This window comes from Kribbella ginsengisoli (assembly GCF_039537185.1).
Lineage (GTDB): Bacteria > Actinomycetota > Actinomycetes > Propionibacteriales > Kribbellaceae > Kribbella > Kribbella koreensis.
Genome location: NZ_BAABAA010000001.1, coordinates 661,470 through 679,636, shown reverse-complemented (window position 1 = coordinate 679,636; position 18,167 = coordinate 661,470). Strand labels below are relative to the sequence as shown.

The 18,167-nt window shown below is 68.5% G+C and carries 16 protein-coding genes; 7 read left to right on the top strand and 9 right to left on the bottom strand.

Annotation, left to right across the window (positions count from 1 at the left end; genetic code table 11):
• Positions 1-35 precede the first annotated feature (35 nt).
• Complete coding sequence (locus ABD768_RS02925) at positions 36-599, bottom strand: hypothetical protein (protein ID WP_344837000.1); 564 nt, start codon at positions 597-599, stop codon at positions 36-38.
• A 127-nt stretch (positions 600-726) separates the two neighbouring features.
• Positions 727-1,212: a DUF456 domain-containing protein gene (locus tag ABD768_RS02920; RefSeq protein ID WP_343979062.1), complete on the bottom strand. Its 486-nt coding sequence runs from the start codon at positions 1,210-1,212 to the stop codon at positions 727-729.
• Between the two features lie 42 nt (positions 1,213-1,254).
• On the opposite strand from ABD768_RS02920, the gene ABD768_RS02915 reads away from it, so the two are divergent.
• Positions 1,255-3,237, top strand: a complete 1,983-nt coding sequence (locus tag ABD768_RS02915) for an amylo-alpha-1,6-glucosidase (protein WP_344836997.1) — start codon at positions 1,255-1,257, stop codon at positions 3,235-3,237.
• On the opposite strand, the gene ABD768_RS02910 is transcribed toward ABD768_RS02915, so the two are convergent.
• A complete protein-coding gene (locus ABD768_RS02910; protein WP_343979068.1) occupies positions 3,234-3,863 on the bottom strand; it encodes a LysE family translocator in 630 nt (209 codons plus the stop codon). The two genes, ABD768_RS02915 and ABD768_RS02910, sit on opposite strands and share 4 nt — an antisense overlap.
• A gap of 85 nt (positions 3,864-3,948) precedes the next feature.
• Between ABD768_RS02910 and ABD768_RS02905 the strand changes: the two genes are divergently transcribed.
• The gene (locus ABD768_RS02905; protein ID WP_344836993.1) at positions 3,949-5,427 is read left to right on the top strand and encodes an aminotransferase-like domain-containing protein; all 1,479 of its coding nucleotides are present in this window, start codon (positions 3,949-3,951) and stop codon (positions 5,425-5,427) included.
• Between the two features lie 88 nt (positions 5,428-5,515).
• Here ABD768_RS02905 and ABD768_RS02900 read toward each other — a convergent pair whose 3' ends face one another.
• On the bottom strand, positions 5,516-5,764 hold the full coding sequence (locus ABD768_RS02900) for a DUF7455 domain-containing protein (RefSeq protein WP_203590115.1): 249 nt from the start codon (positions 5,762-5,764) through the stop codon (positions 5,516-5,518).
• A 445-nt stretch (positions 5,765-6,209) separates the two neighbouring features.
• Between ABD768_RS02900 and ABD768_RS02895 the strand changes: the two genes are divergently transcribed.
• Positions 6,210-8,294, top strand: a complete 2,085-nt coding sequence (locus ABD768_RS02895) for a DNA gyrase/topoisomerase IV subunit B (protein ID WP_344836990.1) — start codon at positions 6,210-6,212, stop codon at positions 8,292-8,294.
• Here ABD768_RS02895 and ABD768_RS02890 read toward each other — a convergent pair.
• Positions 8,291-9,277, bottom strand: coding sequence for an alpha/beta hydrolase (locus ABD768_RS02890; protein WP_344836987.1), 987 nt, complete (start codon positions 9,275-9,277; stop codon positions 8,291-8,293). The genes ABD768_RS02895 and ABD768_RS02890 overlap by 4 nt on opposite strands.
• Entirely contained in the window at positions 9,274-9,885 is a 612-nt protein-coding gene (locus ABD768_RS02885; protein ID WP_344836985.1) for a TetR/AcrR family transcriptional regulator, read from the bottom strand. Before ABD768_RS02885 ends, ABD768_RS02890 begins: the two co-directional genes overlap by 4 nt.
• 69 nt (positions 9,886-9,954) lie before the next feature.
• Here ABD768_RS02885 and ABD768_RS02880 point away from each other — a divergent pair, with 69 nt between their 5' ends.
• The 3 genes from ABD768_RS02880 to ABD768_RS02870 are packed head-to-tail and all read left to right on the top strand — an operon-like array spanning position 9,955 to position 12,504.
• Entirely contained in the window at positions 9,955-11,349 is a 1,395-nt protein-coding gene (locus ABD768_RS02880) for an MDR family MFS transporter (RefSeq protein ID WP_344836983.1), read from the top strand.
• A gap of 4 nt (positions 11,350-11,353) precedes the next feature.
• On the top strand, positions 11,354-12,004 hold the full coding sequence (locus tag ABD768_RS02875; protein ID WP_344836981.1) for an HAD family hydrolase: 651 nt from the start codon (positions 11,354-11,356) through the stop codon (positions 12,002-12,004).
• Between the two features lie 41 nt (positions 12,005-12,045).
• Entirely contained in the window at positions 12,046-12,504 is a 459-nt protein-coding gene (locus ABD768_RS02870; RefSeq protein ID WP_343979084.1) for a VOC family protein, read from the top strand.
• Here the strand turns inward: ABD768_RS02870 and ABD768_RS02865 are convergent.
• Entirely contained in the window at positions 12,501-13,814 is a 1,314-nt protein-coding gene (locus ABD768_RS02865; protein ID WP_344836979.1) for a pyroglutamyl-peptidase I, read from the bottom strand. The two genes, ABD768_RS02870 and ABD768_RS02865, sit on opposite strands and share 4 nt — an antisense overlap.
• A gap of 131 nt (positions 13,815-13,945) precedes the next feature.
• On the opposite strand from ABD768_RS02865, the gene ABD768_RS02860 reads away from it, so the two are divergent.
• A complete protein-coding gene (locus ABD768_RS02860; protein ID WP_344836976.1) occupies positions 13,946-14,707 on the top strand; it encodes a carbonic anhydrase in 762 nt (253 codons plus the stop codon).
• Here the strand turns inward: ABD768_RS02860 and ABD768_RS02855 are convergent.
• Positions 14,700-15,737 (bottom strand): hypothetical protein, encoded by a 1,038-nt coding sequence (locus tag ABD768_RS02855; protein WP_344836974.1) that lies wholly within the window; start codon positions 15,735-15,737, stop codon positions 14,700-14,702. The two genes, ABD768_RS02860 and ABD768_RS02855, sit on opposite strands and share 8 nt — an antisense overlap.
• 28 nt (positions 15,738-15,765) lie before the next feature.
• The gene (locus ABD768_RS02850; protein WP_344836972.1) at positions 15,766-18,135 is read right to left on the bottom strand and encodes a glycoside hydrolase domain-containing protein; all 2,370 of its coding nucleotides are present in this window, start codon (positions 18,133-18,135) and stop codon (positions 15,766-15,768) included.
• Positions 18,136-18,167 lie beyond the last annotated feature (32 nt).

The window sequence follows — 18,167 nt, the reverse complement described above, 5'->3', positions numbered from 1 at the left end:
GATTCCTGGCAATCGACTGTGAGTGTCAGCGTGGATCAGCGCGGCCCGCGCTCGCCGAAGCCGAACTTCTTGTGCGACGCGTCGCGCTGGGTGCCGTCGGAGACGCTGGTCGCCGTCGACTTGCCGTCGGCCACGATCGCCGAGATGTTGACCGTGTTGCCGGTCTTGATGCTGGTGATCCCGTCGCGGGTCGCGTTGACGAGCGTGTCGGCGGTGACCGCGTACTCCTTGCTGTAGCCGTCAGCGCTCTTCACCGTGATCGAGTCCTTGCTGACCGCCGACACGGTGCCGGTCTGGGTCGCGACGGTCTGGTAGCCGCCGCCGTCCTTCTCCACGGTGAACTCGCCGTGGAGCGCCTTCCCGAACCCGAACTCACCGTGCCGCCCGAATCCGCCAGGGCCACCAGGTCCCTCGGGCTTCGGTGGCTTGGCCGGGTTCGCCGGGTCGGCGGGCGCCGACGGCGAGGTGAACGGGCTGGGGGTGGGATCGGCGTTGGTGGCCGCCCAGGCGACTCCACCGGCTCCGGTGGTGACCACGATCGCCGCCACGGTCCCGACCAGCCGCCAGCGGTGGTCGGTGAGCTTCTGCTTCGACGCCATGTGTGTACTGCCTCCCGAGACTGCGTACCAGGCTGATCACCTGGCACTGGTCATCCCACGATCCGCGCCGGACCTGAGACGAGCCTTGGCCGTACCTGGCAAAACCCTGGCAACCCGGGACCTGGGCTCAGACCAGGAAGAGCACGGCGACGAGCCAGACGGCGGCCGCGAGCGAAGTACCGACGAATTCGATCAGGATCGAGAGACCGGTCGCTCGCAGAGCGTGTTTGGTCGACGTCCACGCCTGGTCGTGGGTGCCGAGACGCTGCCGCTCGGACAGGTACACACCGACCGGGAAGCCGACGAACATGCCGACCACCGGGATCACGAAGAACCCGACGATCCCGAGCACCACGCCGACCAGCATCGATCGTCGCGGTACGCCGGACTCGCGCAGCCGCCGCTCCGGGACGATGTACTTGACCACCTGGCTGGCCCCGATCAGCACCACCGCGGCGGCCAGCACGATCCAGCCGGTCGCGCTCTGCACCTCCAGCGCCCAGACCAGGATCGCGGCGAGACTGAGGATGGCGCCGGGCAGCACCGGGATCACGATGCCGAGAATGCCGGCGAAGATCACCACGCCGACCAGGAACGTCGCAACGCTGTTCACGGCCCCCACTCTGCCGTAGTCGGGCGGTCTTAGGGTGGACCTATGCCTGACCTTCACGATCTCGTCACCACGCTCGCCGCTCCCTGGGTGGTGTTGTCACCGCGATCGGGGCAGTTGACCGGTGCCGGAGCCGAAGGCGTGTACGCCCGCGATCGCCGGATCCTGTCGCGGCTGGAGGTGACTGTCGACGGCCGCCCGCCGAAGCCGGTGCACGTGGACGAGCCGGCCACCGGCACCACCCGGTACGGCGCTGTGCTCGACGGCCTGGGCGACGCCGGCCACGACCCGACGGTGACGCTGCGACGTACTCGGCAGGTGGACGGCACCGGTCTCACCGAGGAGATCACGCTCGTGAACCGCTCTCACGAGACCGTCGACTGCGAACTGGTCGTTGCCCTAGGCACCGACCTGGCCGGTACGGCGGCCGTCCGCTCCGGAGCCGCCGCCGACCTCCCGCGCCTCGAGCCGCTGGCTGACGGTGACGGTCTGCGGTGGGAGGACGGTTCAGGGACGCGCGTGAGCGTCACCTTCGACCCGGCCCCAGGCCTCAACCAGAGCTGGAGGTTGAAGGTCGAGCCCGGCCAGTCGGCAACCGTGACGCTCAGGTTGACCGCGAGCTTCCCGGCCACTGAAGGCTTCACCATCGAACCGCCCGCGAGCAGGCCGACGTACGACGAGGTCGAGCTCGACTGCGACGACCAGCGGATCAGCCGCTGGATCCGCCGCTCACTGGACGACGTCGCCGGGCTGCAACTGTCAGCCGACGGGGGAGAGCGCTATCTCGGCGCCGGCCCACCGTGGTACCTGACCCTCTTCGGCCGCGACTCGCTTATCTCCGCCGGCATGCTGATCCCGGTCGACCCGCAACTCGCAGCCGGCACCTTGCGAGCGCTCGCCGCACACCAAGGCACCCGGGTCGACCCAGCAGCGGCCGAGCAGCCTGGCAAGATCCCGCACGAGCTGCGGTCCGAAGTCGCCGACCACGGCGGCGGCCTGGTCCTGCCCGCGGCGTACTACGGGACACACGACGCCACCCAACTCTGGATCACCACGCTGCACAAAGCCTGGCGCTGGGGGATGCCCGCGGACGAAGTACAGGCGTTGCTCCCCAACCTGCAGAGAGCGCTCGCCTGGATCCGCGACTATGCGGACCCCGACGGCGACGGCTTCCTCGAGTACATCGACGAGACCGGCCACGGCCTGGCCAACCAGGGCTGGAAGGACTCCAGCGACTCGGTCCAATGGCCCGACGGCACCATCGCGACCGCGCCGATCGCGCTCTGCGAAGTACAGGGCTATGCCTATGCCGCCGCGATCGCCGGCGCCGACCTGCTGGACGCCTTCGACCTCGAAGGCGGAGCTGACTGGCGGGACTGGGCCGCGACCCTCAAAGAGCGCTTCCGTGCATCCTTCTGGGTGGACGGCTACCCCGCGATCGCCCTGGACTCCGAGAAGCGCCCAGTCGCCGGCCCCGCCTCCAACATGGGTCATCTGCTCGGCACCGGTCTGCTCGACCCGGCCGAGGAGACCGCAGTGGCCGAGCACCTCGCAGACTTCGACCTCAACAGTGGCTTCGGGCTGAGGACGTTGTCCAAGGCAATGACCCACTTCAACCCACTCGGCTACCACACCGGCAGCGTCTGGCCCCACGACACCGCCATGGCCGTCCAGGGCCTGTACGCCGCAGGCCACGCCGCGACCGCAACGTCGTACGTGCAGGGCCTGCTCACCGCCGCCGAAGCCTTCGACTACAGATTGCCGGAGCTGTACGGCGGCGAAGGCACCGACCACGAGCTGACCCCGACGCCCTACCCGCTCTCCTGCCGTCCGCAAGCCTGGGCCGCCGCCTCAGCGATCGCCGTCGTGGTCGCAGCGCTGGGCATCGAACCCAACGTCCCCGCGGGCACCCTCGACCTGACGCCCGCCACCGTCCTGCCATGGAGGCGCATCAAGCTCAAGGGAGTACGCGCCGGCGACCACACCCTGTCGATCGAGCTCAACGACGGCGTACTGACGGTCGCCTAGCGCAGCACGCCCAGTGCGGCGATCGCGGCGATGGTCAGATAGATGCCGGCCACAACGTACTTGCGCAGGCCGGCGAACCGTCCGCCGGTCCGCATCCGGCGACCGATGGCGTCGGCTCCGAGGGCGTAACAGAGATCGAGGGCCAGGCCGATGACCAGGACGGCGAGGCCGAGCAGCAGCATCTCGTCGCGCACTTGCCCGGTACCGGCGCCACGGCTGGTGAACTGGGGGAGGAAGGCAAGGAAGAACAGCGCGGCCTTCGGATTCAGCAGATTGACGAGCACGCCGTCGCGGAAGACCCGGCCGAGCGTGGTGACCTTGATCCCGCCCACACCCTGCGACTCGGAGGCTCGAAGGGTCCGCACTCCCAGGAACGCCAGATAGCCGGCGCCCGCGAGCGAGATCATCGTGAAGACCAGCGGCGATGCCTGCACCACGGCGGCCAGGCCGAGCGCGGCGAGCAGGATGTAGACGATCGAGCCGGTCTCGATCGCGAACGCCGAGACCACTCCCGCGCGCCGGCCCTGGGTGAGGCTGCGGAGGGAGATGTAGATGTTGTTCGGTCCCGGCATCCCGACCAGTACCACCGTCGCTCCGACGAACCCGAGCGCCTGCCCGATCCCCATCCACTGACCTCCACTCTCGAATTGGACTGCCTGCGACTAGCCTGACCAGATCGACAGCAGTCCACCCGAGCCAATGAGGAGAGAAGTGGACCGTTCTGGCGACCCGGCCGCTCTCGCGTCGTTGATCGGGCATCAGCTGACCGAGCACTCGGGCGGGCTCTACCGTCGCCTCGCCGACGCGATCGGTGCGCTGATCGGATCGGCCGAGTTGCCGGTGGGTGCACGGTTGCCGGCCGAGCGGCCGCTGGCCGAAGCGTTGGCGATCAGCCGGTCGACGGTCGTCGCGGCGTACGACGAACTGCGCGCCCGTGGACTCGTCGAGAGCCGCCGAGGCAGTGGTACGACGGTCGCGCCGGCCGCGTCCAAGGGCCGATCGCGCGCCGACAAACGGATGCCCACCGGGTACGGCGAATCGCTCTTCCATCGGATCGCCCACGGCCCGAGCGAAGTGATCGCGATGACGTACGCCGTCGACCCCGGCATCCCCGAGCTGGCCGCCGAAGTGGAAGACCTCGCCCGCACCGAGCTCCCATTGCTCCTCCAAGGAGTCGGCTACCACCCCCGCGGCCTGCAGGTACTCCGTGAGCGCATCGCCGACCACTTCGCGGAATCAGGTCTGCCGACCACCCCCGACGAGATCGTGGTGACGAGTGGAGCGCATCAGGCGATTGCCTTGGTCACCCAGATGTATCTGCGAACGGGTGCCGCCGTCGTGATCGAGCAACCGAGTTGGCCGGGCTGCTTCGACCTGTTCGGGGCCGCGGGCGGTCGCGTGGTCGGCGTACCGCTGGACGATGCCGGCGTGCGGCCTGATCTGCTGGCGGTCGCGTTCCGGGAACATCAGCCGGCGATGCTGTTCGTGATGCCGACCTTCCACAACCCGACCGGTCGATTGATGTCGTCGGCCCGGCGTCGCCAGGTCGCCGAGCTGGCGGCCAGGCATGGCGTGGTGGTTGTCGAGGACAACGCGTACTCGGCGTGGGACCCGGCCGGTCCCGACGTACCGGCGCCGCTCGCCGCGTATGCCCCGAAGGACGCCGAGGTCCTCACGATCGGGTCGGTGTCGAAGGCCGTCTGGGGCGGCCTGCGGATCGGCTGGATCCGCGCGCCGCGCCCGTTGGCCGAACGTCTGGCCCGGCACAAGGCACTCGCCGATCTCGGGAGTCCGGTGATCGAGCAAGCACTCACCGCGCGATTGTTGCCGAGGCTCACCGAACTCACCGCGGCCCGCGCGACAATGGCCACGGTGAGAAAGCAGTTGATGGGTCAGTTGCTGACAAAGCGCCTACCGGAATGGGTTTGGGAAGAACCTGTCGGCGGGTCCGCATTGTGGATCCGGTTGCCGGATACCGATGCGCGAATCTTCGCCCAGGTCGCATTGCGGCATGGCGTCGAGGTGGTGGCCGGCCGGGCGATGGATCCGACGGGGGAGCACGACGACCATCTGCGGGTGCCGTTCAGCTACTCCGCCGAGGTGATGTCGGAGGCGGTCGATCGGCTGGCGTCCGCCTGGCGTGAGCTGCGCCGGCACGGCCCGGCGGACGTAGTACCGGAGATCGTCTGAGAAATGACGGATGGCGGCCACCCTGTCCGGGTGACCGCCATCGAAGACTAGTCGTTGGGAGCGCCCTCGTTGGCGCCGCGAGGCCGGGTTACCGGTCGCCCTCCGCAGGGACCGACTCGGCGGGCTTGTCTTCGAGCTTGCCCGTCTCGTCGTGAATGGTGATCGCGATGTTGCGCAGCTTGTCCGCGTGCTCACGTCCGTGGTGGGCGCAGAAAAGTAGCTCCCCACCGGAGGTCAGGGTCACACGAACGTAGGCCTGCGCGCCGCAGCGGTCACAACGGTCCGCAGCCGACAGGGTCGAACTCGGGGCGAGTGCTGTAGTCACTTGAGGCCTCATCTCATCTAGTTCCGTACTCACCAGATAGCAACATCCTGACATGCGGTTCGCTTCCCGGTAGGGCCAGCGTGTCCGTATGTGAGACGAACCACCTGTTCCCTTATGACGCATATTGACGGGGAATCGTTTCGGATTCGGGTGATCTGCTGTTTCCAACGGGTGTCGGGCGTGTCTTCTTTCACTGTGCGCTACATCTTCGTCACTGCGTGCGCATGAGCGGAGTGTCGTAAAACACGTCGATCGAGTCCGGATCGATATCTGCTGTAACACCTTTCTCTGCCCACCGTATCTGGTGCTGGGTCAGTACCCAGGAGACTGGCCCGATACACCGGCCGCCACAAGGTGACCCTCCCGGATTTTGGGGGCGCGGCTGCGTAGGCTGTTCACGTGCGACGGCTCCCGGGCCGCGCACGCTGTTCTGCTTGTGAACCAGAGAAGGAGCCCTGTGGCCGCCCCGACGCCTCGCAGTACCGAGCTCGACCCGACGTACAACGCCCGCAACCTCTTGGTGCTCGAAGGCCTGGAGGCGGTCCGCAAACGGCCGGGGATGTACATCGGCTCGACCGACAGTCGCGGCCTGATGCACTGCCTGTGGGAGATCATCGACAACGCCGTCGACGAGGCGCTGGCCGGTCACGGCGAGCGGATCGACGTGGTGCTGCACAACGACGGCTCGGTCGAGGTCCGCGACAAGGCCCGCGGCATCCCGGTCGACATCGAGCCGAAGACGCAGCTCAGCGGTGTCGAGGTGGTCTTCACCAAACTGCACGCCGGCGGCAAGTTCGGCGGCGGGTCGTACAACGCCTCCGGTGGTCTGCACGGTGTCGGCGCCTCCGTCGTGAACGCGCTGTCCGCGCGGCTCGACGTCGAGGTCGACCGTGGCGGCGTCACCTGGACCACCTCGTTCCGGCGTGGTGTGGCCGGCGAGTTCGACGGCGAGGGCGCGAACGCGGGCTTCACTCCGTCGGTCGGCCTGCGCAAGGCGGGTCGCGCCAAGCGGGGCTCGGTCGGCACCCGGATCCGGTACTGGGCGGACCGGCAGATCTTCACCAAGGACGCCACCTTCAACTACGACGAGCTGGTCACCCGGGCGCGGCAGACGTCGTTCCTGGTGCCCGGCCTCGAGCTGGTCGTGCGGGACGAGCGCGGCGACGAGCCGACCGAGGAGTCGTTCAAGCACGAGGGCGGGATCAGCGAGTTCTGCGAGTTCCTGGCCACCGACCAGCCGGTCACCGAGGTGGTCCGGCTGACCGGAACCGGTCACTTCACCGAGACCGTGCCGATGCTCGACGACGCCGGCCACATGACGCCGACCGACGTCGAGCGCGACCTCGAGGTCGACATCGCGGTCCGCTGGGGCGACGGCTACGAGACCGAGCTGCGGTCGTTCGTGAACATCGTGGCGACGCCCAAGGGCGGCACCCACGTGGCCGGCTTCGAGCGGGCGCTGCCGAAGGTGTTCACCAGCGCGCTGACCGGCACCCGGCTGCTGAAGAGCGGCGAGGAGCTGATCAAGGACGACGTGCTCGAGGGCATGACGTCGGTGGTGACGGTCCGGCTGTCCGAGCCGCAGTTCGACGGCCAGACCAAGGAAGTACTCGGTACTCCGGCCGCTTCGCGGATCGTCGCGAAGGTCGTGCAGACCGAGCTGGAGGCGTTCCTCAGCTCGACCAAGGGCGCGGCGAAGGCGCAGGCGCGCGCGGTGATGGAGAAGGTCGTCGCGGCCTCCCGGACGCGGGTCGCGGCCCGCCAGCACCGCGAGCTGCAGCGGCGCAAGACGGCGCTGGAGTCGTCGGCGCTGCCGGCCAAGCTCGCCGACTGCCGCAGCAACGACGTCGACCGGTCCGAGCTGTTCATCGTCGAGGGTGATTCGGCCCTCGGTACGGCGAAGCTGGCCCGGAGCTCGGAGTTCCAGGCACTGCTGCCGATCCGGGGCAAGATCCTGAACGTCCAGAAGGCCTCGGTCGGCGACATGCTGAAGAACACCGAGTGCGCCTCCATCATCCAGGTGGTCGGCGCCGGCTCGGGCCGCAGCTTCGACCTGGAGCAGGCGCGCTATGGCAAGATCATCTTCATGGCCGACGCCGACTCCGACGGCGCGCACATCCGCTGCCTGCTGGCGACGCTGTTCTTCCGCTACATGCGCCCGCTGGTCGACGCGGGCCGGGTCTACACCGCCGTACCGCCGCTGCACCGCTTCGAGCTGACCAACCCGAAGAAGGGGCAGGAGAAGTACATCTACACGTACTCCGACGCGGAGTACCAGCGGAAGTCGGCCGAGCTGATGAAGAAGGGCGTCAAGTGGAAAGAGCCCCCGCAGCGCTACAAGGGTCTCGGTGAGATGGACGCCGACCAGCTCGCGGAAACCACCATGGACCCCCGCCACCGCACGCTGCGCCGGATCACCGTCGACGACGGCGAAGCAGCAGCCGGCGTCTTCGACCTGCTGATGGGCAACGACGTGGCCCCCCGCAAGGAGTTCATCGTCCAGGGCGCCTACGAACTGGACGAGAACCGGATCGACGCCTAGGCGTTGTCTTCGGAGCGGTGTGCGGCGTCGAGCCAACTGGTCACGACGCCGTATGCCGCTTGTCTGGCTTCCAGCTGGCTGAGGAAGACGTCGTGGCGGGTGCCGGGGACGACCTCGACGGTCGTCCGCGGGCCGAGGCTGGGTGCCCAGCGGGCGATCTGCTTGACGTCGAGGACGAGGTCGGCCCGGTCCGCGGCCTCGGTGTACGACTTGGTGAAGTGGGTCTTGTCGGAGTGCAGGACGAGGGTCGGCACGCCGGTGTCGATGCCTTGGTGGACCGTGCGGTGGCCTCGGCGGACGGCGTTGAGCCAGCCGACGGTGACCGGGAAGCCGATCAGCGGTTTGAGGGCCGTGTCGAAGTCCCATTCGCCGGTGCCGGAGACGTGGATCGAGTTTCCGTAGACGCCGCCGACGGGGGCGGGCAGGACGCGCTTCGGGATGACGCGGGCCAGGGGGATCAGTGCCCAGGTGATCGGGCCACGGAGCATCGCGCTGCCTTGCTGGTCGAGCCAGGGGCTGTTGAGGACCGCTGAGTCGACGGGAGCCGGGCGGCCGTTGCGGCGTCGGCGGTTCAGCCAGAGCGGGACGATGAGGCCGCCGGTCGAGTGGGCGACGACCGTGATCGGCAGTTCGGGGTGCGCGCTGGTGATGAGCTCGATGCTTTGGTCGAGCTCATCGTCGTACAGGGCCAGGTCTGAGACGTAGTGGGCGATCTGGCCCGGGCGGCGGGCCCGGCCGCACTTGCGGAGGTCGAGCGCGTAGAAGGCCGCGCCGCGGTCGGTGAAGAAATCGGCGAGGCCGGTCTGGAAGAAGTAGTCGGCGAAGCCGTGCACGTAGAGCACCACGCGGCTGGGCTCGGCCGGTGGCGTGCGTCGTACCAGGGTTGCTTCGACCTCGCCTTCGCCGTCCGGGTCGGCGCCGAGGGCGATGGTGTGCTGCTGGTAGTCGTCGCCGAGGACGTCAGGCTTCCAGGTGGGAGTCATCGGGAACTTTCTCGCTCGATGGACCGGACAAGGGGGAGGAAGATCTCGTCCACGATCTCTGTGATCACGTCGTCCGGGACCGGTTTGAGGGTCATCAGGGCTTCGTGGCGGTACAGGTCGAAGGGTAGGGAGCGGATCCGCGGGGTGAGGCAGGCGGGGTCCAGCTCGCCGCGGGCGGCCGCACGGTCAAGGATCACGTCCGTGCCGGTCGCCCTGTCCTGGAAGGCGTTCTCGCGCAGGTCGGCCGGGCTGGTGCCGGTCTCCTGGAAGTACGGGCCGAGGTAGTACGTGAGCAACACCGTGAAGCCTGCCCGGTGCTGGTTGGCGAAATGCATCAGCTCGATCAGGTCTCCGCGCAGCGAGCCGGTGTCGGGTGGCAGTGGGAGGTCGCGCAGCATCCTGTGGTCGACGGCGGCGCGGACCAGGTCGGCCTTGGTCGGCCAGCGACGGTAGATGACCGGGCGGCTGGTGCCGGCCCGGTGGGCCACGGCGTCGATGGTCAGCGCGGCGTACCCGGTCTCGATGAGCTCGTCCCAGGCGGCCGCCAGCAGCGCCTGTTCGAGTTCGGCACCACGGCGGCGGCGTACCGGCTCTGTCTCAAGATCCACTTGCGTATCTTATCGCATCGACCTATCGTAGGGATAAGAAACAGTCGCGTATCTAATAGGGGCCGCCACGTGTCCGAGCAAACCGCCACCACCGGCATCGATCCACAGCTCAAGAAGCTGGCGATCGCCCTCGTGACGGGGGTGATGGCGGTCATCCTCGACACGACGATCGTCAGCGTCGGGCTGCACGACCTGGGTGCAGCGCTCGGCGCGTCGGTGTCGACCTTGCAGTGGGTCAGTACGGCGTACCTGATCGCCATGTTCGTCACGATGCCGATCACCGGCTGGGCGCAGAGCCGGCTGGGCAGCAAGCGGCTGTGGTTGATCGCGCTGAGCGTCTTCACCATCGGCTCGCTGCTGTGCGCGCTGGCCTGGGATGTGACGAGCCTGATCGTGTTCCGCGCTCTGCAAGGCGTCGGTGGCGGCGTGATGCTGCCGCTGATGTCGACGATCCTGATGCAGGCGGCGAAGGGCCGGAACCTCGGTCGCTTGATGGCAGCCGTCAGCCTGCCCGCCGCTATCGGCCCGATCCTCGGTCCGGTGGTCGGCGGCATCATCCTGCACTACGTCAGCTGGCACTGGATGTTCCTCGTCAACCTCCCGCTCGGGGTCGCCGGTCTGCTGCTCGCGCTCCGGTTGTTCCCGGCGGGGGAGCCGGGCCGGCGGGTGCGGCTGGACGTCGTCGGGCTCTTGCTGGTCTCGCCGGGTGTGGTCGGGGTGATCTACGGGCTCAGCAAGGTCGGCGAGAGCGGCGGGTTCGGCCATTCCGAAGTACTGGTGCCGATGATCGCCGGGCTCGCTCTGCTGGTGGCGTTCTGGTGGTGGGCGGCTCGGCGTGGCGAGCAGGCTCTCATCGATCTGCAGTTGTTTCGCCATCGCGCGCTCGCCGTCTCGACCGCCTTGCTGTTCCTCACCGGCATCGCCCTGTACGGCGCGATGCTGTTGCTCCCGCTGTACTGGCAACAGATCCGGGGCGAGGACGCGTTGGGCGCCGGCCTCCTCTTGGTGCCGCAGGGGATCGGCGCGCTGGCCTCTCGCTCGCTGGCCGGCCGGCTGACCGACAAGATCGGCGGACGCTGGGTGGCCGTCACCGGCTTCGCGGTGATGACGATCGCGACCGTGCCGTTCGCCTTCGCGTCGGAAGAGACGAACACCTGGTTCCTGATGGTGGTCCTGCTCGTCCGCGGCCTGGGCCTGGGAGCAGTCGTCATCCCGCTGATGACCGGAGCGTACGTCGGCCTCGACCATGACGAGATGCCGGACGCCAGCATCATCACCCGGATCGCCCAGCAGGTCGGCGGCTCGTTCGGCACCGCAGTCCTGGCCGTCATCCTCACCACCGCGGCGACCACATCCGCCAAACTCTCCGATGCCTACGGCACAGCCTTCTGGTGGGCCACCGGCTTCACAGCCGTCGCAGCGTTACTCTCCCTGCTCCTCCCGAAACAGAGTGTGAAACCCTGAGCAGGTGCCCCGCCTCGCCTGCTTCGACCTGGACAACACGCTGATCGATCGGGATCGGGCCTTCCGCGACTGGGTCGAGTGGTGGGTGCGGCGCGAAGGGCTCGGGCCGGAGGCGGTGGACTGGCTGCACGAGCACGACGGCGGTGGATACCGGCCGCGCGAAGAACTGTTCGCGAGCGTGAAAGAACGCTTCGGGCTCGAAGCCGACATCGCCACGCTGGTCGATGCCTACGACCGCGAGTACCCGGTGTTCGCCTCGATCGACCCTGCCGTGGTGCCCGGACTGGCCTCGCTCCGTACTGCGGGGTGGCGCGTCGCCGTGATCACCAACGGCGGCGTTGCTCAGCAATCGATCAAACTGGAGCGGACCGGGATCGCGGCGGTCGTCGACTACTGCTGCATCTCCGAGGCGGTCGGGGTGCGGAAGCCCGATCCGCGGATCTTCAAGATCGCCGCCGCTCGGACGGGCGCGACGGTGGCCGATGGCTGGATGGTGGGGGACCACCCCGCGTATGACATCGCCGGCGGGATCGCGGCTGGGCTGTCCACGATCCTGATCGGCAACCATCATCCGGCAGCGGCTACGCCGGATCGGGTGCCCACGCATCACTTCGCGTCGGTGCTGCAGGCGTTCCCGGTGATTCTCGCGTCCTGAGCCGTGGTCGAGGGCGGCCCGGCTGGTACAGGATGTCCGCCATGAGCTACCTGCCGCCGCATGGGCGTGTGCTGACGCCGTACTTGTGTTGCCGCGATGCTGCCAAGGCGATCGACTGGTACGGCGAGGTGTTCGGCGCGCGGCCGACCGAGACGCCGTTCGTCGGTGCGGACGGCCGGATCGGTCATGCCGAACTGGAGATCGACGGGACCGCCTTCATGCTGTCCGACAGCTACCCCGAAGCCGGTGTCGAGGCACCTGCCACGGACAGCCTGCCGACCTATGCGTTGAACCTGTACGTCCCGGATGTCGACGCTACGGTCGCCGCTGCCGAGAAGGCCGGCGCGGTGATCGAGAAGCCGCCGGCCGACACCTTCTTCGGAGCCCGGTCCGCCACCTTGCGCGATCCCTTCGGCATCCGCTGGTCGGTGGCCACTCACCTTCGCGACGTCGGGCAGGAGGCCCTGGATGCCGCGAAGGCGAGTTTCGCCGGGGGTTAGCCGAGGGCGGCACGCAGTACCGCGTGGGCGCCTTCGACGATCTGGTCGCGGTTGGCTTCGTACGTCGGGTCGGTGATCGCCGTCGTGTTGGCGGCGTCGAACTTGAGCACCGGCACGTGCAGATGACCGGCCGGCATCGACGGATCGCGAAGGTCGCGCTGCAGGGTGTTGCGGTACGCGACCTCGTTGCTGAGGTAGCCACCACCGGCGCCCTCGGAGGCGATCGAGCCCGGGGTCGGACCGTCGGGGCGGCGTACCGGGAGAGTCTCGCCGGCCGGGATCTCCAGGACCGAGGTGTTCACGCGGGTCCGGAACTGGGCCGGCACCGTCGCGCCCGCCATCCGGGCGAGCGGCAGGCTCGAGGTGAGCCACTCCGGTCCGGCCGGCATGCTCGGTGAGACGACCGGCGCGTTGATCGTGCCGCCACCCCACAGGTTGTTGTTGTCGCCGATCGAGCTGACCGAGCGGCGACGCCCGTTGAACGCCTCCAGGTCGAAGATCCCGACCCGGCCCTGGCTCATCGTCACCACGAGATCCGCGTGCTGGGGACCGCCGCGGTAGTGCGGGGCGAGCGCGTTCTCGACCATGTTCTCGTCGAAGTCGGTGTAGCGGACCGGGAAGACGACGGTCTGGATCTCGTAGGTCTTGCCGTTCACCTTCCAGCGCTGACCGTCGAGCGTGAGCGCGTTCGCGCCGGACGGGTTGCCGATCCGGATGTCCGCGTCGAGCGTGAACGGATCGAACCCGGTGACCAGGATCTTCTGGACGCCGGGGGAGAACCGCGTGCTGGTGATGCCACGCGACGAGTACTCGAGGGTGCGGATCAGCTCCGCGCGTTCCGCCGTACCGAGGGTGAAGTGGTCCGGCTGCCACTGGCGGAGTGCGAGCGCCATCGAGATGCGGGCCCAGTACAGGCCGCGGTCGTCGGTGGACGGCAGGGCTGGCGCAGCCTGCGGGTGCTGGGCTCGGTGGGTGGCAGTGCGCCACAGCACCTCACCCTGGACGCGCACGAGAGCGCTCGCGGCGGCGCGGTTCGGCGCTGCGCACAGCAGCTTGCTGAACAAGGCCACCTGGTGGTCGAATCCGGACCGGGCCAGGATCTCGGCCGGTACCGAGGGGCCACCGGCGACACCGCGGCCGAGGCGCTGCTCCTCGACCGTCCCGGCGGTGCCGGAGTCGAAGCAGGTGGGCTTGAGGGTCTGGTCGGCCACCGGGGTCGCGGTGGCGACGGGAGCGGTGGTCAGCGCGGTCGTGAGGGCCAGCGCGCCGAGCAGGACGAGGCGGGGAAGAGAGCTTGGGCGGAGTCTCATACGTGATGTCTATCAGATTCCGGGAGCGATACCGAGAGATCCGAACAGACTTGTCTATGGCAGACAGTATGCAACGCATTACCGTCTGAGGTGGCGTCGCCCAACGCCGTGTGTCCTGTGAGGAGCTTTCCGTGACCGAACCTGCCCCGACCCGCCGCCACTTCCTGACGGCAACCGCCCTGGCCGCCGCCGGTACGACGCTCGGCGCCGCCGCCCTGACCGCGTGCGCCGCCAACGACCAAGGCGCCAAGAGCAACACGACCCAGACCCCGGCGGCTGCAGCGCCCGCCGGAGGTGGTGGACCGGCCGTCGAGCCACCGGTCACGACCGGCGAGCAAGCCCTGGAACGGCTCCAGGAGGGCAACGCCCGATTCGTCTCCGACCAGGCCGGACATGACGACGAGGGCACCGAGCGCCGGGTCGCCGTGAGTCAGGCCCAGCACCCGTTCGCGACGGTGCTCGGCTGCGTCGACTCCCGGGTGCCGATCGAGCTGGTCTTCGACCGTGGCCTCGGCGATCTCGTCGTGGTGCGCAGCGCCGGCGAAGTACTCGACCACTCGGTCACCGGCAGTCTGGAGTTCGGTGTCGCCGAGCTCGGTACACCGCTCCTGTTGGTGCTCGGCCATCAACGCTGCGGTGCAGTCGACGCCACCATCAAGGCCCTCGACGCCGAAGGCGACATCAGCTACCTCGTGAAAGCACTCCAGCCGGCCGTCCAGCAAGCCGCCGGCCGCCCGGGCGACCGGCTCACCAACGCGATCCACGCCAACGTAGAACTCGTGCTTGCCCAACTCCGCAAGTCCGCCGTCATCGGCCCACTGGAGAAGTCGGGCAAGCTCAAACTCGCCGGCGCGTACTACGAACTCGACACCGGCAAGGTGATCATCAGCTGACCGGCCCGAACCGCGCCCTGGTCGCCGCCGAGTACACGTCATCCATCCGGGTCAGCGACTCCTGGGTGGTGAGTCGCTGGGCGTCCCTGCCCGCCTTCGGTGGCAGGAAGTCGACCAGCGGCGGCTCCACCCAATCGAGGGCACCGGTCAGCTTGCGGGCGACCGTGGTGCAGGTCAACGTGATCCGTGCGCCGGCCGGGATCGCAGCAGGCGCCGTCCAGGTGGCGACCGGACGGCCGACCACCTCGGTGCGCCGGGGAAGCCCGTTGACCTTGTGCCCGAGTGAATCGCTCGCGGCGCTGACTGAAACCGACTCGAAGACGGCGCCGTCGAGGGTGACGCGAATCCGGGAACCGGCGGGGATCGCACCCGGGCCGACCGAGTGGACCGTGATTGTTGCCGGGTGCCACGCGTAGTACTGGTCACTCCAAGCCGCTTGCAGCCAGCCGGCGCCCAGCTGAACTCCCCAGGGCAGCCCGGCCTTGGCTGCTGGCTTGCTGAGGGTCTGGGCGGTGACGGCGCCACCAGGCTCAGAGAGCTTGACAGCGGTTGGCCGTGGGTCCGTGATCAGGTCGGTGGGGTACCGGTCGCGAACGAGCCCGCCGGCCCGGACCGTGTAGATACCCGCCGACAACTCAGGGAGACGCAGCTCAAGCTGCCCGCTGGCCGTGCTGGAAGCAACAGGGTGAGCCCGCACCGGGATGACCCGCTCACCACTGACGAGGACGGCACTCGGCGCGGCGGAGTAGAGGCGGCTGTCGTACGTGATCGTGAGGGCCGTGCCCGCGGCTACACCACTCGCGCCAACCGTGAGCAATGCCCCCAGCTCAGCCGGCATCCGGACAGCAGAGCCGTCCTTGCTGTGAACCAGCGCTGCAGCCTGCGAGCCAAGGCCATTCACGCCAGGCCCCGCAACAGCCGTCGCCGCGGCGAGCGCCGGCTCGAGCACAGGCACGGCAACCACCGCAGTACCAGCCAGCGCGCCGGCCAGAACCGTACGGCGCTGGACTCCATCGGTAGAAATAGTCATCAGCAGCCTTCCGTGTGGATCGTCGTCGTCATCCCTGCGCCGCCAGCATCCGCGCGAACACCTGTCCACAGATCCGCGCTTCCTCGGGAGTAGGCAGGGAGTCCGCGCCGGCGGCCTGCAGCAGCAGGAAATCCGTGACCGGGAAGTTGTGCCCGATGAGGTCGATGCCGTCGGCCACCTTGCTGAAGGCGGCGATCACGTTCGCCTCCGACCGGTCGAAGCGATCGGCGTAGAACTTGGCGACCCGGGCGCCGGCACCGAGCTTCAGCACCTCGCGCGACGCCGCGGACAACCCCTGGCTGTGTTCGACGATCGGGCGGCCGATCAGGTACGCGTCGCAATCGGCGACGACGTCCGCCCACTCGAACCCGCCGGCGCCCTTCGGAACACCGATCCGTGCCGTCAGATACTGCGCCAGGTCGAGGCCCGGGTCTGTCTTCCGGTCCCGGTCGTACGATCCCCAGACCTGCAGCAGATCCAGCGGCCAGCCGCCCAGGTCGCCATAGCTGTAGTCGTCCTTGGCAGTGGAGACTCCCCAGTTGGTGTACCCACGCAGGGTCGCCGCGAAATGCTCGAAATCGCGGGCCGTGGCCGGCTTGTTCGGGCTGAGCCGGCCGAGCTCCGCTTCGCACGCGGACCGGGCGAGCACCTCGAGGCCGTCGTCCTGGGTCGCCGTGTAGACCGGCCAGAGCGCGCCGCCCCAGTACCGCGGCTTCTGCATCCAGTGCGCGATGTAGTCGTGGATCCGGTGGGCGAACTGTTTGATGTCCTGCCCGGGTGTACTGCCCTCGATCAGGGCGCGCTCGCAGGCGATCTCTGCGCGGCAGACCCACTCGAAGAAGGCGTCGAAACCGGTGGGGCTGGCTGAGCCGTCGCGCTCGATCGGGGGTGAGACGACCGAGGACAGGTTGATCGGGGTGGCCCGGTTCGACACCACGTCCTTGTCGATCCCGAACGGCCGGCTGCCCGGGAAGTTGTTGTCGATCTCGACGATCTGGTTGTAGTGCCACTTGGCCGGCATCGGGAAGCCCATGTTGCCGGAGAAGCCGGTGGACATCCCGGCGACGAAAGCACCCTCGGCCAGTTGCTTGTCATCGATGATGATCGAGCAGACGTTCCGGGTGCCGTAGACGCCGACCCGCAGGTGCATGCTGAGCGAGGTCTCGAAGGCGTCGTTGACGCCCTGGAAGTAGTCGGCCACCGGTCCGTGGATCGTCTCGCCCAGGGCATCGAAGTCGACCGAGAAGAACACCAGGCTGTCGGCCGGCAGCCCGAGCGTGCGGCAGCGCTCGAGCGCTTCGATGCCGTGCGTATGGCCGTTGATCCAGTTCATCTCGGCGGGTGAGTCGTTGAAGCGCTGGTGGATGGGCAGCAGGGTGAGGCCCGCGTCGCGCAGCCCGTCGAGCTCGGCCGCGGTGATGAACTTGCCCGCTCCCACCGTGTAGCGCCCGACCGTGGTGTACCCGGCCTGCACGGCGCCGACCGCCTCGGACGGCGTGAGCTGCTGGTTGGTGTCGAACCCCTTGGTGGCGATGTTGGTGTCGCCGGAGGAGACGACCAGCGCACACCAGGTGCTGTAGTCGCCGGCCAGGGTGACGGGCAACTCCATGAACGACTGGAAGCTGCGGGTGTGTTCGAGGGTGGCGTTGTCGAAGGTCCCGTTGAAGGGGCTGTCGTACCCGTTGAACCGCAGGCTCGCCTGGTACAGCCGGACGAACCGCTTGGGGCCGTCGGTGGCGCCCGGGGTGACGGTCGCCTTGGTCCGGATGCCTTCCCGGGTCCCCGGCCCGAAGTTGCCGTTGGCAACACCGTCGGCCATCCCGATCTCGTACTGCAGCGCGTACAGCATCGCGGTCTGCACCGCGCGGCCGTAGATCCCGTCGCAGGGCACGACCGCGAAGTCGGCACGGTCGAGGTACGTCCCGTTCAGCCAGCGCTGGACGTCGCGCACCGACGCGCTGCCCGGGCCGAGCTTGATGTAGGCGTCCATCGTCAGCAGCGAGGCCATCAGCTTCACGTCGACGTACGGGTTCGAGTCGCCGAGACCGATGTCGTCACGGACCCAGCCGACCGACTGGGCCAGCGGCCCCCAGCTGACCGTGGTGCCGGGCAGACCCGGATAGCCCTTGCACCACAGCGCCGCGCTGAGCAGCCGCAGGACGTTCTCGCTGGTCGTCCCGCCGTCGATCCGGCCGATCTGGGACTTGAACCGCGCGGTCGTCGTCGGCCCGAACCCGGACGTGACCGGCGAGATGCCGAGCTCGTGCTGCAGCCCGCGGGTCAGTCCGTACATCGTCGGCCAGCCGGTCTGTCCGTCCTGGTCCAGGGTCACCCACCCGTCGACGCCGCCGTAGGTCTGGTTGAGCCATTGCTGCGCCGCTAGTACCTGGGAATCCACCTATGCACCTTTCCAGCTGGGAAGTCGACAGA